We start from the raw sequence: 16002 nt of genomic DNA, 5'->3' as shown, positions 1-16002 counted from the left end.
CTCATTTTTTGTAGACTTCGTCTCCGTTAACGTAGGTTGCGAGGACGTTGAAGTCGTGGTTAAACGCGGTCAAATTCGCAATTTTACCAGGAGCAATCGACCCTAAGGTGTTATCAACTCCAATGGCTCTTGCGGGGTAGAGCGTTGCCATTCTAAGTGTTTCATCCAATGCAATGCCGACGTGTTCTACACTGTTTTTGACTGCATCAATCATAGTCAGTGATGAACCGCTGAGTGTGCCATTTTCATCCACACATAATCCATTACGGTAGTATATGGTTTTACCTGCAAAGATAAAATGATCCATTTCACCAGTTTGCGGATCAATCCCTGCTGGTGCAGTTGCATCTGTGACTAAAATTAATTTATCACCTTTTAAATGCTTACTGTTGCGAATATTTGCCCATTGTACATGTAAACCGTCAGCAATAATTCCAGCATACACTTCCGGTGTGTCATAAATGGCACCGACTAACCCTGGTCCTCGGCCTGAAATATATGGCATAGCATTGAAAAGGTGGGTTGAGAAATTTATACCCGCTTTAAAGCCCAGTCTGGCTTCTTCATATGTGGCATTAGAGTGCCCCGCTGAAATAACGATACCCGCGTTTTTTAATTGACGGATATAACCCTGTTCAACCATTTCAGGTGCTAAGGTGATTTTAGTGATAGCGTCTGCGTGAGAAGCTAAGTAATCAATCATTTGTGCTGTTGGTTGACGAATAAACTCGGGGTTATGTGTGCCTTTTTTGATGACATTAATGTAAGGGCCTTCTAAATGAAGCCCAAGCGCTTGGTTTTTATGTTCTTTTAAGTATTCAGTCATGACTTCAACGCCATGTTTCATTAGCTCATCGGAACAAGTGATCAATGTCGGTAAATAACTTGTGCAGCCTGTGCGCTCGTTGGCTTTTTGCATGATATCCAAGTTTTTCAATGTAACATTTTCTTTATTATCATTGAATTGGACACCGCCACAGCCATTGACCTGCAAGTCAATAAAACCAGGGGAGAGAATAGCCCCTTGTAAATCATGCTGTGGAATATTGGCAGGTAGTTCAGCGACAGGACAAACATCCTTGATGATTTCACCATCAATGATGACAGCATGGTTATCCAGTCTTTCATGACCTGTATAAATAATGCAATTAGTTAGTGCATACATGGCTTAAAACTCCTGACCTCTGGGGATTTGGGTCACCGACCAGCTTTCGCTGATCGGGTGATTGATAAATATAATCTTAGTTAAACTTCTCAAGGATTTCAGATTCTAGCTGTTTGAAATATTTAAGTGTTTTGACTTTCAATTCGAGTGTTGCGGGTTCATCACAAACAATCAGTGCTTTCGGGTGCATTTGCACACAACTGATTGTCCACATATGGTTAACAGAGCCCTCAACGGCAGCGTGTACGGCATTCGCTTTATTGGCACCAGTAGCTAAGACCATCAGTTCTTGGGCATCCATTAATGTGGCAACACCTACGGTTAATGCAAACTTAGGTACTTGGTTAATATCATTGTCAAAAAAGCGCGAATTTGCTTGGCGAGTTTCTGGTGTTAACGTTTTAATTCGCGTGCGAGAATTCAAAGATGAACCGGGTTCATTAAAAGCAATGTGGCCATCATTGCCAACGCCGCCCATAAACAGGTTTATTTTACCAAAAGATTTAATTTTATCTTCGTAGCGTTGACATTCGGCATCAACATCAGGGGCATTGCCATTAAGTAAGTTGATATTTTCAGCTTGGATATCAATATGATTGAAAAAATTTTCATGCATAAAGGTATGGTAGCTTTGAGGATGATTAGCTGGAATACCAATATATTCATCCATATTGAATGTTACTACGTGCTTAAAACTCACTTTACCCGCTTTGTATAAAGCAATCAGTGCCTTATATGTTGCTAGGGGGGTACCACCTGTTGGCAACCCAAGTACAAAAGGTTTCTCTGCAGTTGGGTTGAATGCATTGATTTTATCAGCGATGTACTGTGCGGACCAGATTCCGACATCATGTGCATTGTTAAGTGGGATTAGCCTCATGTCTCTATTACCTCTAATAAGTCTGTGAAATCTTTCATGTATATATGTATCCCTGATGTTATTCATTAGATATAGGAATACTCGTTATACTTCAAATTTATTGTGCGTTATCACTTGGTTGCCATGTTATTTTTATCTCATAACATCGTTTCAAGTGTGCTGAGAATATACAGGTTAATGGCTTAAATAAGTTATTTTTAATCATAAAATAAGTTTTCAATAATAGCTACTAATTTAGTCATATCAGGAACTCTTTCGTTGACATTTATCACAAATCACACCTATTTATTTTGCATCGCGAAACAATTAATTTAGACTATGAAATTGATACTCTCAATAACCTAAATTATGATTTAGGTGTGTGAACAAGAAGATCCCGTAAATGGGGCAAAAATAGGGCGATAAAGGGGGAGTTTGTGAATATTCTTAGCTACTTACAGCGGATTGGTAGGGCACTTATGGTGCCAGTTGCTGTACTACCAGCCGCAGCAATCCTTATGGGGATTGGCTATTGGATCGACCCAGATGGTTGGGGAGCGAATAGTGCAATCGCGGCGTTACTGATTAAATCTGGTGCGGCAATTATTGATAATATGTCCGTACTGTTTGCAATTGGTGTTGCTTATGGAATGTCAAAAGATAAGGATGGTGCAGCTGCACTGACCGGTTTTGTCGGCTTCTTAGTGGTGACAACACTGTGTTCTCCTGCATCTTATTCCATGATTATGAATGTTCCGTTGGAAACGGTTCCTGCGGCATTTGGTAAAATTAATAACCAGTTCGTCGGTATCTTAGTTGGGGTACTGTCTGCTGAATTGTACAATCGTTACAGTGGTGTTGAGCTACCGAAAGCATTGTCGTTTTTCAGTGGTCGTCGCCTTGTCCCGATTTTAACTTCTTTCTTAATGATCATCTTAGCCTTCATACTGATGTATGTTTGGCCGGTGGTGTATAACGGTTTAGTGTCTTTCGGTGAAAGCATTAAAGATTTAGGCTCAGTTGGTGCCGGTATTTATGCCTTCTTCAACCGTTTATTAATTCCTGTTGGTTTGCACCATGCACTTAACTCTGTGTTCTGGTTTGACGTTGCAGGGATCAATGATATTCCAAACTTCTTAGGCGGTGCTAAGTCTATTGAAGCAGGTCTTGCAACTGTGGGTATTACTGGCCGCTACCAAGCTGGTTTCTTCCCAATTATGATGTTCGGTTTGCCGGGTGCAGCATTAGCGATTTACCACTGTGCACGTCCAGAAAACAAAGCAAAAGTAGCGGGTATCATGATCGCGGGTGCATTCGCGGCATTCTTTACTGGTATCACTGAACCTCTTGAATTCTCATTTATGTTCGTGGCGCCAATACTGTATGTTGTTCATGCATTATTAACGGGTATTTCGGTATATATCGCAGCCACCATGGAGTGGATTTCTGGGTTCGGTTTCAGTGCAGGTTTAGTCGATATGCTGTTGCAATCACGTAACCCATTAGCTGTTCAGTGGTATATGTTGATTGTCCAAGGTTTAGTATTCTTCTGTATTTACTATGTCATTTTCCGCTTTATGATCCGCAAATTTAACCTGTTAACGCCAGGTCGTGAAGAAAGTGCGGGTGACGAAACCATTGACGGTTATGACGAAAGCATTAGCCCTGCTGATAGCAGTGACAGCGATATCCAAAAAGAAGCGCGCCAATATGTTGCCGCAGTAGGTGGTAGCGACAATATCGTCAGTATTGATGCCTGTATTACGCGTTTACGTTTAGGCGTTAAAGATTCAGCAGTTGTTAATGATGCCATGACCAAACGTTTGGGCGCTTCAGGTGTTATCCGTTTAAGCAAACAGAATGTTCAAGTGATTGTGGGGACTCGAGCTGAATTGGTCGCAAAAGCAATGACTGAAGTGATTGCAAAAGGCCCAATTGCAGGTTCTGCGCCAGTTGCAGCAGCAGAAGAGAAAAAAGCCGCAGAGCCTGAGAAAGCAAAAGGTAATGCGATTCTATCCTTAGTTGCGCCAGTAAGTGGTCAAGTTTTCTCCCTTGACGACGTACCAGATGAAGCATTCTCTAGCCGCATTGTGGGTGATGGTATTGCTATCAAACCAACAAGCAGCGAAGTGTTAGCGCCGGCATCAGGTACGGTGGTGAAAATTTTCGAAACTAACCACGCATTCTGCCTTGAAACAGAAAACGGTGTCGAACTCATCGTTCATATGGGGATTGATACGGTTGCACTGAAAGGCGAAGGTTGTGCTCGTTTAGTGGAAGAAGGTGCAGAAGTGACTGCGGGTACACCTATCCTGAAATTAGATTTACCGTTCCTTGAAGCTAATGCTAAATCAATGATTAGCCCAGTTATCATCAGCAATATCGATGATTTCGCGGGTGTCGAGATTTTAGTTGAAGGCGACGTGAAAGCAGGCGAAACGGTTATTTATAATGTGCTGAAATAATTCAGTTTAATATTATAAGTTAGTAAAAGGGTGGCTTAGGCCACCCTTTTTTATGATATTTAATAAGGAAAAGAGAACCATACAGGGTATAACAAATAATGATAATCAGTATTAATTGAGTTTGGTTTATAAAAAAAACATAATTAATTTTTAGCTTTTTTGGGGCTGAAATACGCGAATAATTAAAATCAAAGCATCTAAAAGCAATATAAGAAGGTGTCTATAAGGAGAAAATTATGGGGTTAAAATTCATCTGGTTTGATAAACAAACAGAAGAATATGTTGGTGAAGAGTATTCTATTGACTTAGAGAATGACGGTAGCATTATAGAAGCAACTATTAACCCTGAAAAACATTATTAATTAATGGTTGTTTTGATGTGGTTTCTGATTGGGGCTCTAATCTTCAATATTATATAAAACGTAAAATTGATTTTAGTAAATATGATTGCCAAGTTTCATTCGATTATCTAGATGGATGATAATTAATTATATTATTAATAATATAATTCACTTGTTTTTATACAGATTAATATTTTTCTATAAAGATGGATTAACTATTTAAAAAAATAATAAAATAAGTGGTAAATAATTCATTGTTATTATTTAAAATAAAAGTAAAAGATTGTGGCAATGTTAGGGATTTATTTAAAGTAATAACATAAGGAATATGTAATATGACGGAATCAGTGAAGCATCTACAGATTCATAAGCTAGAAGATATGAATATACACAGAAACTTAGGTGCAAGTCATAACCCGATGCAGATAGGGCCACCCAGTATAACCATTCATGTCGCGCCTAAAGGAAGTCCAATTTACAATCATTTAGGAGAAGATATAGGGAGTACATCTCAATGGGGACACACCTATATTAGTATTCGAGGCGTTAACCCAGTGACACATAATTATGAACAGATTAGCATGGGGCTTAGTCCAGGGGAAGATTGGGGGACATCAAAAGATAATTTGTCTTTTAATGACCATGTTCGCTATAAAAGTGCTTCTACATTGACGATTACATCAAATAATCAACAGTTTTTTAGTCATTCTTTAATAGCAGGTACCATAACAAGCTATTCTCATACAGTTTCACTCCCTACCATTGATTTAGGAGAAATTTCGTGAGGCTGATTTCATGGTCTATCGTTATAGGAGCGTTCATGATGGGGACTCCAACGTGGGGAGGAAATACAACCCCTCCTTTAATTCCAACTGTAAGGGATCGTCTATATACCATTGGGTATAATGAAACAGAGCTACGTTATGACTCAGATCTACCTAAACGAGTACCTTATCCCAAAAATCAACAACAAGTGGTTGAATTATATCATCGGGCATTAAAATCTAATAAGGAAGATGATAACTATGCTTTGTTTTCTTTTTTCAGAATTGGTTGCACCGATTTTAAGCATTTACATAATGTGAAAGTTACAAAAGAAGAGTGTGCACTGGCAAATTTCTTTTTGAAGAGGGTGCTAGAAATTAATTCTAACAATGGATTAGCTCTGTTATTTACAGGGGTAAACTATCAGCATGGTAATGGGGGGGAAATAAATATGCCAGAAGCAATTTTATATTATGAACAAGCTTACCACCTTTATGGTAATAAGGTACTTACCGCAGGTAAAAACCTTTCGACGATTTATTTACATGGACTCGGAGGGGTCCCTCAGGACTTTAATAAAGCTAAGTACTACTTAGAAATGGTAGCAAGAGATAATCCAAAGGGGCAAGATGCATATTACCTCAAGAATTTTGATACTTATGTTGATTTACTCAAAATATCAAATGAGGGCGATAAATGTAAGCAACAAAATCCTAATAACCGCACTTGGGTAAATGAATGTAATGATAAAGTAGAAAAACAAATAAAGGCATACCTAAAAAAATATAGAGATAATCAGAAAAATGCGATTGGTTAATTTATGACTAGTATGAAAGGTAACTGTGAATAATACCCTAAAATAGAGTAATAAAAATACTCTATTTTTTTCGTGTTAAAAAATTAAATTTGTTAATTATTTTGGCGAAATCTCAAACTAGGTTGTCTAATTTGCATAAGCAAGGGGCTTTTTTCATCGATAAGATAACTTTTCAATGACTCATGAGGACTTATCTGTGGATTGGCTACTGTGTTTGTTTGGATTTATTTCAGGAATAACAACGGCATTATTCGGTTTTGGTGGCGGTTTTATTACGGTTCCACTGTTATATGCTTTGATTACTTTAGTGTGGGGGCCGCAAAGCGAGGCAAGCAGTGTAGCAATGCAAATTGCGGTAGCAACATCAACCTGTGTAATGATCTTTTCATCGGCGCTTTCTAGCCGTACTCATTACCTTAAAGGCAACCTGAGTTGGCCGATTATACGTCCCTTTGTTATCCCTATTTCAATTGGTGGAATTTTTGGGGCAATAGTGGCGCTATCAATAGATAGTGCGTTGATCCGTTGGATATTTATAGGTTACTTAGTCATTACTATTTTAGATTGCTTTATCCGCCCTGGTTTTATGAATACACAGACAAATGGTGTAACCGCATCACAAGGGGGCATTTTTGCAGATACCCCCATTGGGGTGGTGATTGGTGCTGTGGCTGCATTTCTTGGGGTCGGTGGGAGCGTGATGACAGTCCCTTTAATGCGACGTAGAGGCGCGAGTATGATCCAAGCGGCTGCATTTGCCAATCCATTGACATTACCAATGGCGATTACAGGAACATTGACGTACTTCTTTTTTGCTATCGACCAACACATTGACCTTGGCGCGGGTTTCCTTGGGATGATCTACATTAAAGGTGCATTGATTTTAATCGCAGCGTCATGGCTGGGAATTCGCTTTGCTGGTTTACTAATGCCTTATCTTAGTGATAAACGTCATGCACAAAGTTATCCGCTATTATTGCTAGTGGTGTTAATGGTGATGTTGTTCACTTAAAAATGAATTGGGCTGATGTCGGGAGTTTTTTGCCCTAAATTCCAGTTTGTTGCACCTTTTGGTGGCTAAGCGCAATCAAACGGTTGTTTCCTGATTGATTATGATAGAATATATTCAGATACTACACGCTTTTAGCGCGCTTTTGGCATTGAGGAATGATGACAATGAATGAGGCAGATGCTCGCCCAACAAATTTTATCCGTCAGATCATAGATGAAGATCTGGCGAGCGGAAAACACACATCAGTGCATACACGTTTTCCACCAGAACCGAATGGCTATTTACATATTGGTCATGCGAAATCAATCTGCTTGAATTTTGGCATTGCCAAGGACTATCAGGGACAATGTAATTTACGTTTTGATGATACCAACCCTGTAAAAGAAGATGTCGAATACGTTAACTCCATTCAAGAAGACGTTAAATGGCTAGGTTTTGAATGGACGGGGAATGTTCGTTATTCTTCTGATTATTTTGATACTTTGTATCAATACGCAATTGAACTGATCAACAAAGGTCTTGCTTATGTTGATGAGCTCAGCCCTGACGAAATCCGTGAATATCGCGGGACTTTGAAAGAGCCGGGTAAAAATAGCCCATACCGTGAGCGTTTAATTGAAGATAACTTAGCATTATTTGAAAAAATGCGTGCAGGTGGCTTTGAGGAAGGTAAAGCGTGTTTACGTGCTAAAATTGACATGGCATCCCCATTTATGGTGATGCGCGACCCGGTTTTATATCGTATTAAGTTTGCGGAACATCACCAATCTGGTAATAAGTGGTGCATTTATCCGATGTATGACTTCACACATTGTATTTCTGATGCGTTAGAAGGTATTACACATTCTTTATGTACACTTGAGTTCCAAGATAACCGTCGTTTATATGATTGGGTATTAGATAACATCACGATTGATTGTCATCCACGTCAGTACGAGTTTTCTCGTCTGAATTTGGAATATACGGTGATGTCTAAGCGTAAACTGAACCAATTAGTGACAGAAAAACATGTCAATGGTTGGGACGATCCACGCATGTTAACCATTTCAGGTTTGCGCCGTCGTGGTTATACCGCAGCTTCTATCCGCGAGTTCTGCCAACGTATTGGTGTCACTAAGCAAGACAACAACGTTGAAATGGCATCATTAGAGTCCTGTATTCGTGATGACCTGAATGAGTCAGCTCCGCGTGCAATGGCGGTTATTGATCCAGTGCGTGTGGTGATTGAAAACATGCCTGCTGGTGAAGAAATCTTAACGGCACCAAATCACCCAAATAAACCTGAGATGGGCACTCGCCAAGTGCCATTTAGCAATGAAATTTATATTGACCGTGCAGATTTTCGCGAGGAAGCAAATCGTCAATATAAACGTTTAGTTTTAGGTAAAGAAGTTCGCTTACGTAACGCTTATATCATCAAAGCTGAGCGTGTTGAGAAAGACGCAGAGGGCAATATCACGACTATTTATTGTACCTACGATGCAGGTACATTAAATAAAGACCCTGCGGATGGGCGTAAAGTCAGAGGGGTTATTCACTGGGTTAGCGTAGCACACGCACTGCCAGCAGAAATTCGTTTGTACGACCGCTTATTTACAGTACCAAACCCGGGTGCAGAAGAGGATTTCCTGTCGGTAATCAACCCAGAGTCATTGGTTATTCGCCAAGGGTTTGTTGAACCAAGCTTAAAAGATGCTGCCCCTGAAAAAGCATATCAGTTTGAGCGTGAAGGGTATTTTTGTGCAGATAACCGTTTAAGTAGCGCGGATAACTTGGTCTTTAATAGGACGGTAGGGTTGCGTGATACTTGGGCTAAAATAGAGTCTAACTAAAAAATGTTGTAAGCCAATGCACATTAGGTGCATTGGCTTTACCCTCTAACCCTAGTCACATACATATGTATATTTCTAGGGGGGATTTTTTGTTTTCTCTGTGATATTGAATAGAGAATAATAAAAAATAATCAACAGAAAATGAGGTTATTTAATCAGTTATTACCCTTGTAAATAAAGTGGTTTATTGCTGTATAGAAAGAACTACGCTAAATTAATTATGGTTTCTTGTGGTTATTAACCAATAATATCTGAAAATACTGAAATCAAAAATTGATTACGGGATTTAAATCACAAAACAATAAAATCGGTTAGACAGCTTGAAAGATTGTATGATAAAGATATACTCCAGTTAAGATTAATAAAGATATATAACACACAAAGTGATTAATTTGTTTTTATTAATCTTAATAACTAATGTTTTTTCAGGTTAAATTGAAAAGCCATTAGTTAGGTTAAATATAAATTAAATTTATATTTTTAAAAAAGATCAAATAATCTATTACTTGGTTTTAATAATTAAAAATATAAATAACAGGGTCAGTGAACTGAAAGCCCTCAGAGATCTTAATCAGATCTCTGAGGGCTTTTTTTGTTTTTATTCTAAGGAAATATTATGTCAAAACAACGTCGTTTATCTAAGATTTTTGCTCAGGATGGGAAATCCGTTACGCTAGCATTAGATGGTTATTTTTTCTCGACAAAAACAGAAGGTATCGATAATACAATAAAACAAATGCCAGAATTAGTCGCTAATGGGTTGGATTGTGCGCTGGTAACTTACGGTATGGCAAGGAATTACCAGAAGGAGTTTAAAGACATTTCGATTGTGCTGCGTGTTGATTCAACGGTGAATGTATATGATAACAGTGTACCTGACACGCAACAGGTATTTACGACAGAGGACGCACTAAAAATAGATGCTGATGGCATGGTTTGTATGACCTTTCCTGGCGCATTTAATGAAGAAAAAACCCACGCTATGGTCGCTAGATTGGTAAAAGAAGCAGAACAATGGAATATGCCTTTCATTGTAGAATCATTGCCTTATGGTTACCCAGTGACTAGTCCAGAATCCAATGAAGCCAAAGTTATTGCGGATGCCGCCCGTATTGCCGTAGAGCTGGGTGCTGATGTGATCAAAACGCGTTTTTCAGGTACCGAAGACGACTATCTGATTGTTGAAGCTTCGATGGTCCCTGTTTTAGCTTTGGGTGGACCAAAAACAGATACACTTGGCTACTTTAAATTTGTAGAGCATTGCATGAATATGGGGGCTAAAGGTGTTGCGGTTGGGCGTAACATTACACAAGACCCTAAACCTATCGCAATGGTTGCAGGTTTAAATGCCATTATTCACCAAGGGGCATCACCTGAAGAAGCTTATGCTCTATATCAAAATACAAAATAATTGGAATTAAATAATGAATTTAAATAACACCGTTATTCCATCAGTCAGAAATTACAAATATTTTGAGAAGGCATTAAATTGTCGTTCTGAATATATTTTATTACCAGATGCCGATATTGGTAATTTGCAATCTATGATTGGAAAATGCCATAAGGCAGGGAAAAAAGTTTTAGTCCATTTAGAATTATTAGGTGGATTTAAACCTGACCAATCAGGTATTACGGTGCTTAAAAACTTTTATAAAGTTGACGGTGTTATTTCTTCAAATTTTACAGCTCTACGTTATGCAAAAAAAGAAGGGTTAGACACAATATTCAGAGTATTACTAGTGGATTCTCGTTCATTAGAGCAAGCAAGTAATATGGTTAAAAACAATTCAGTTGATGTTGATGCTATTGAATTATTACCAGCTGAATATGCCTGTAGTTGTTTTGATTTATTAAAAAGAAGCTTTAATCAAAGTAATAAACCATTCATTGCAGGTGGATTTGTAAAAAGAAAATATATTGTCGATAAAATTTTCTATACCGGCTTTAACGGAATTACAACCAGTGAACATACCCTTTGGTAAACAACAATTATAAAAATCCGATTACAAAGAGGCTCATAATGAAAACACAATATGTCATGGGCATTGATAATGGTGGAACCGTCACCAAAGCAGCTATCTATAACCTAGAAGGCCAGGTCGTCTCTATTGCTTCAAATACGACACGAATGATCACTCCAAAACCTTTTTTCACTGAAAGGGATATTGCAGAACTTTGGCAATCAAATCTTTTAGTTATTAAAGAGGTGCTAAAAAAATCCGCTATAGATGCTGAGGATATTATTGGTATATCTGTGACAGGTCACGGAAATGGGTTGTACCTCGTTGATGAACAGGGAAATGCGACGCGTAATGGTATCGTATCCACAGATAATCGAGCAAAACAATATGTCGAAAACTGGTATCGGTCACCTCGATTTGAAAGTGATATTTTGCCAAAAACGATGCAGTCCATCTGGGCAGGGCAGCCTGTTGCGTTGCTTGCATGGTTGCGTGATCATGAACCTGAGAGCTTACAAAAAGCCCGTTATATTTTTATGGTCAAAGACCTGATCCGTTTTTATTTAACAGGTGAGGCATACCAAGAGCTGACAGATATTTCAGGGACTAACTTAATTAATGTACGTGACCGTTGTTATGACGATGAAATTCTTGAATTTTGGGGCGGTTTAGAGTGGAAAGACAAGCTGCCACCAATCAAATTATCAACGGATTGTTGTGGGTATATCACCCCCGAAATTGCTGAGTTGACGGGGCTAAGTGCGGGTACTCCTGTATCAGGGGGGATATTTGATATTTCAGCATCATCTTTAGCATCGGGTGTTAACCAAATTAATAAATTAGCGATTGTGGCGGGGACGTGGAGTATTAATGAATACGTAACAGACAAGCCAGTCGTTGATAAAAACCTATTTATGACATCTATTTATCCAATGGAAAATAGATGGCAAATTACAGAAGCCAGCCCAACCTCTGCCAGTAATTTAGAGTGGTTTATTACACATTTTATGGCAGCGGACAAACAACTCGAAGAATCGAAGGGTGGTTCAGTTTATGAGCTTTGTAATCAACTCGTTGCTGCAACAACACCAAGCGAAAGCCAACTCATGTTTTTTCCTTTTGTTTTTGGTTCCAATACCATTCCAGATGCAACAGCAGGGTTTGTTGGTGTCACTAGTTTTCATCATCGTGGGCACTTTTTGCGTGCTATCTATGAAGGGGTCGCGTTTAGTCATCTTTATCACGTTGAAAGGTTAAGAAAGATTAACCCACAACTCAGTGATGTAGTTCGTATTGCTGGAGGGATAACGCATTCCCCAGTTTGGCTACAAATTTTTGCTGATATCTTCCAGTGCCAGCTTGAAATTGTAGATGTTCAAGAACACGGCACACTGGGTGCGGCCATGACAGCGGCCGTGATGGAAGGGCATTTTCCCGATGTATTTGCTGCCTGTGAAGTGATGGTCAAAGTAGCCGATATCATCAAGCCGGATACAGCGAATAAAACCGTTTATCAGCAAAAGTACGCACTGTATAAACGCATGCTTGATGATATGCAAGCTACATGGAAATCCCATAGTCGTTCACCAATGCATATGTTAGCTACTGAATAATAAAAGGAATTAATTATGAAACTTCACTTACAAGGAAATAACGCATTAGTGACAGGTGGGGCGACAGGGCTTGGACGTGAGTTTGTTCGTTCATTAGCACAAGAAGGCGTTAATGTCTGTTTTACTTACCGTAGTCATCCTGACGATGCAGAGTCATTAGTGAAAGAAATCAATGGGAAAAGTGGTGTAAAAGTCCAAGCCATTAGAACCGACTTAAGTGATAGCGAAGCTATCGATACCCTATTCGATAGTGGGTTAAGTGAGTTCGGGCAGTTTGATATTTTGGTCAATAATGCGGCTGTTTGGCTATCAGGTAAAGTGAGCGAAATCTCATTGGAGGATTGGGATAAGGTGATGAATGTGAATTTGAAATCAGTTTTTCATCTAAGCAAGCTATTTGTTAACCAATGTTTATCTAAGGAAATAACAGGTTCGATTTTGAATATCACCTCACAAGCAGCTTTTCATGGTTCAACAACTGGGCATTCTCATTATGCGGCCAGTAAAGCAGGGTTAGTGGCTTTTTCAATCTCATTAGCTAGAGAAGTGGCAAAACAAAATATTAATGTGAATAACATTGCAGTAGGCATTATGGATACGGAGATGATCCGCGAGAATTTGCGCAATAATGCGGAATATTATCTTAATCGTATACCAAATGGTCGCGTCGCTTCTCCATCCGAAATTGCAGATATCGGGGTATTTTTAGTTTCACAAAAAGCGAGTTATATGACTGGTGCAACCATTGATGTGACAGGTGGCATGTTAATGCGTTAAGTAAAAGGGGAAAGAAAATGAAATGCCTTGCGATTGCCGATTTATTCATTAAAAAGAATACGATGGATTTAGGCTTAGAGAAATTACGTAATAACGGTATTGATGTGACGGTTAATCAGTGGACACACAGCTCCATCGAAAAGCTTCAAGAAGATAACTTACAAATTGAGCAGCATGGTTCAGAAGCGGTAACTTTACCCGTTGAACTGTATACAAGTGCACAAGATGCTGAATTAGTGGTCACCCAATTTGCGCCAATAAATAAAGCGGTGATTGATAGTTTGCCAAAACTAAAATATATCGGGGTGCTGCGTGGCGGTATTGAAAATATTAATGTTGAATATGCGAAAAGCAAGGGAATTAAGGTGTTCAATACACCAGGACGTAATGCGCGTAGTGTCGCTGAGTTTACTGTCGGGTTAATGTTATCTGAGACGCGTAATATTGCCCGAGCACATGACGCACTTAAAGATAAGCATTGGCGTAAAGATTTTCCTAATGCAGATGTTATTCCCGAAATAGGCGGGAAAATAATAGGGTTAGTCGGTTTTGGGCATATTGCACAGTTAGTTGCTAAATTTTTATCCGGTTTTGGGTGTACAATTTTATATTATGATAAATATGTGAGCGATATTGCTGGGTTTACTAAAGTTGAAACCTTAGAAGAATTAGTTTCCCAAGCGGATATTATTTCCTTACATGCAAGGCTATCCAGCGAAACACAAAATTTAATTAATAAAAAACATTTTGATTTAATGAAAAAGACCACCACTATTATTAATACGGCACGGTCAGGTTTAATTAATGAAAGTGATTTGATTGAAGCATTAAAGAATGGAAGAATCATGGGGGCGGCAATTGATACCTTTGATGATGAACCACTAAAAGATAATAGTGAATTTTATTTATTAGATAATATCACTATCACACCTCATATGGCGGGGAGTACTCTTGATGCATTTAGCAATACACCAAAATTATTTTCAGAGTTATTTCTGAAGGAAATAAAATAGAGTTATTAAATTAAAATAAAAATTTAATATTAAACGATAGAATGCGTGCTATTACCATGCATTCTATTTCAAATCCTTTTACGTGAGAAAATGCTATGGATATTATCAATAGTATTATAGGCCTTGGTGCATCTGTCATGATGCCCATTATTTTCTTTATTATTGCATTATGTTTTGGCGTAAGAGTAGGTACAGCATTTAAAGCAGGGATGCTTGTGGGAATTGGCTTCGTCGGCGTTGGATTGGTAATTAATTTATTATTATCTAATCTTGGCCCTGCATCGCAATCAATGGTAGAGAAAATGGGGTTAAACCTAACGGTTGTTGATACAGGTTGGCCTACGGCATCAACGATTGGGTGGGGCTCTCCGATTATGTTACCGGTAGTCGTAGGCTTTATTGTGATAAACCTATTAATGGTTGTTTTTAAAATGACAAAAACCATTAATATCGATATTTTTAATTATTGGATCTTCTTACTTGTTGGTTCAGTCGTTTACGCAGGTACTGAAAGTTATTGGCTCTCAATTGGTATCACCTATGTTATTTTTATTTTAACATTAGTTGCTGCGGATATTACTGCGCCTTATTTACAGCGAAACTATAATTTAAAAGGAATTTCGTTCCCGCATTTAACTTGTATCATGTATGTTCCCTTTGGAATTGCAACTAACTATATTATTGAAAAAATACCGGGGGTTTCTAAAATTAATTTAGAACCCGAAACGATCAATAAAAAATTTGGTGTTTTTGGCGAGCCATTAACACTCGGGTTTATTCTTGGTTTAGTTTTAGCATTAATGGCAGGTTATAGCATTAGTGAGTCTGTTGCGTTGGCCGTTACTGTATCTGCTGCAATGTTATTGCTGCCTAAAATGATCGAAATATTAGTTCAAGGTTTATTAATTGTACGAGATGCCGTTGAAGCTAAATTGAAAAAAGTATTTCCTAATCGAGACTTCTATATAGGAATGGATACCGCTTTATTAATTGGGGAGCCATCAGTATTAGCGACAGGGCTTTTACTCATCCCAATGGCAATTGTGCTCGCATTTATTTTACCGGGTAATAAAGTATTACCTTTCGTTGACCTTGCTTCATTAATGTTTCTATTAGCAATGGTTACGCCTTTCTGTAAGCGTAATATGTTTAGAATGTTTATTTGTGGAACACTTGTCCTTACATCTATTTATTATGTTGGGACAGATATTTCTAAAGAGTATACACAGGCGGCAGTTAATTCAAATATCCCTGTCCCAGAAGGTATTTCTGAAATGACAAACATTGTCGGTGGGGCAACAACACCAGCAGGTTGGGTGGCTGTTAAAGTCGGGGAGATGATAGCAAACTAGTCAATCATCCAGTAGGTGTTTTTATTTATG

15 protein-coding genes are annotated in these 16002 nt (G+C 38.5%); 13 read left to right on the top strand and 2 right to left on the bottom strand.

Going from position 1 to position 16002, the window contains the following annotated elements:
* Position 1 precedes the first annotated feature (1 nt).
* Both nagA and nagB read right to left on the bottom strand, forming a co-directional pair.
* Complete coding sequence (gene nagA, locus M1F14_RS18740; RefSeq protein ID WP_042848333.1) at positions 2–1165, bottom strand: N-acetylglucosamine-6-phosphate deacetylase; 1164 nt, start codon at positions 1163–1165, stop codon at positions 2–4.
* Positions 1166–1241: 76 nt separating this feature from the next.
* Complete coding sequence (nagB, locus tag M1F14_RS18735; protein ID WP_042848332.1) at positions 1242–2045, bottom strand: glucosamine-6-phosphate deaminase; 804 nt, start codon at positions 2043–2045, stop codon at positions 1242–1244.
* A gap of 416 nt (positions 2046–2461) precedes the next feature.
* Here nagB and nagE point away from each other — a divergent pair, with 416 nt between their 5' ends.
* The 13 genes from nagE (at position 2462) to M1F14_RS18670 (ending at position 15972) form a co-directional block, all read left to right on the top strand.
* On the top strand, positions 2462–4489 hold the full coding sequence (gene nagE / locus M1F14_RS18730; protein ID WP_048606367.1) for an N-acetylglucosamine-specific PTS transporter subunit IIBC: 2028 nt from the start codon (positions 2462–2464) through the stop codon (positions 4487–4489).
* A 236-nt stretch (positions 4490–4725) separates the two neighbouring features.
* Positions 4726–4851, top strand: coding sequence for a colicin E3-like toxin immunity protein (locus M1F14_RS18725; protein WP_311044899.1), 126 nt, complete (start codon positions 4726–4728; stop codon positions 4849–4851).
* Positions 4852–4868: 17 nt separating this feature from the next.
* Positions 4869–4970 carry a hypothetical protein gene (locus M1F14_RS18720; protein WP_370661215.1) on the top strand — a complete coding sequence of 34 codons (102 nt, stop codon included), beginning with the start codon at positions 4869–4871 and terminating at the stop codon, positions 4968–4970.
* A gap of 240 nt (positions 4971–5210) precedes the next feature.
* Positions 5211–5615: a hypothetical protein gene (locus M1F14_RS18715; protein WP_129466789.1), complete on the top strand. Its 405-nt coding sequence runs from the start codon at positions 5211–5213 to the stop codon at positions 5613–5615.
* 35 nt (positions 5616–5650) lie between these two features.
* Positions 5651–6412, top strand: a complete 762-nt coding sequence (locus tag M1F14_RS18710) for a sel1 repeat family protein (RefSeq protein ID WP_226693288.1) — start codon at positions 5651–5653, stop codon at positions 6410–6412.
* A 196-nt stretch (positions 6413–6608) separates the two neighbouring features.
* Positions 6609–7424, top strand: coding sequence for a sulfite exporter TauE/SafE family protein (locus M1F14_RS18705; protein WP_181469321.1), 816 nt, complete (start codon positions 6609–6611; stop codon positions 7422–7424).
* 164 nt (positions 7425–7588) lie between these two features.
* Positions 7589–9256, top strand: a complete 1668-nt coding sequence (gene glnS, locus M1F14_RS18700) for a glutamine--tRNA ligase (protein ID WP_042848325.1) — start codon at positions 7589–7591, stop codon at positions 9254–9256.
* Positions 9257–9872: 616 nt separating this feature from the next.
* Entirely contained in the window at positions 9873–10667 is a 795-nt protein-coding gene (locus tag M1F14_RS18695; protein WP_042848324.1) for a class I fructose-bisphosphate aldolase, read from the top strand.
* A gap of 13 nt (positions 10668–10680) precedes the next feature.
* Positions 10681–11238, top strand: coding sequence for a glycerol-3-phosphate responsive antiterminator (locus M1F14_RS18690; RefSeq protein WP_042848322.1), 558 nt, complete (start codon positions 10681–10683; stop codon positions 11236–11238).
* Between the two features lie 38 nt (positions 11239–11276).
* Complete coding sequence (locus M1F14_RS18685) at positions 11277–12830, top strand: FGGY-family carbohydrate kinase (protein ID WP_166687358.1); 1554 nt, start codon at positions 11277–11279, stop codon at positions 12828–12830.
* 15 nt (positions 12831–12845) lie between these two features.
* Entirely contained in the window at positions 12846–13607 is a 762-nt protein-coding gene (locus M1F14_RS18680; RefSeq protein WP_181469134.1) for an SDR family NAD(P)-dependent oxidoreductase, read from the top strand.
* Between the two features lie 17 nt (positions 13608–13624).
* Positions 13625–14620, top strand: coding sequence for a 2-hydroxyacid dehydrogenase (locus M1F14_RS18675; protein ID WP_042848318.1), 996 nt, complete (start codon positions 13625–13627; stop codon positions 14618–14620).
* A gap of 95 nt (positions 14621–14715) precedes the next feature.
* A complete protein-coding gene (locus M1F14_RS18670) occupies positions 14716–15972 on the top strand; it encodes a PTS galactitol transporter subunit IIC (RefSeq protein ID WP_042848317.1) in 1257 nt (418 codons plus the stop codon).
* Positions 15973–16002 lie beyond the last annotated feature (30 nt).

The sequence above is a fragment of the Providencia sp. PROV003 genome, assembly GCF_045040775.1.
In the GTDB taxonomy this organism is placed as follows: domain Bacteria; phylum Pseudomonadota; class Gammaproteobacteria; order Enterobacterales; family Enterobacteriaceae; genus Providencia; species Providencia huashanensis.
This window is presented reverse-complemented; position numbering and strand designations above follow the sequence as displayed.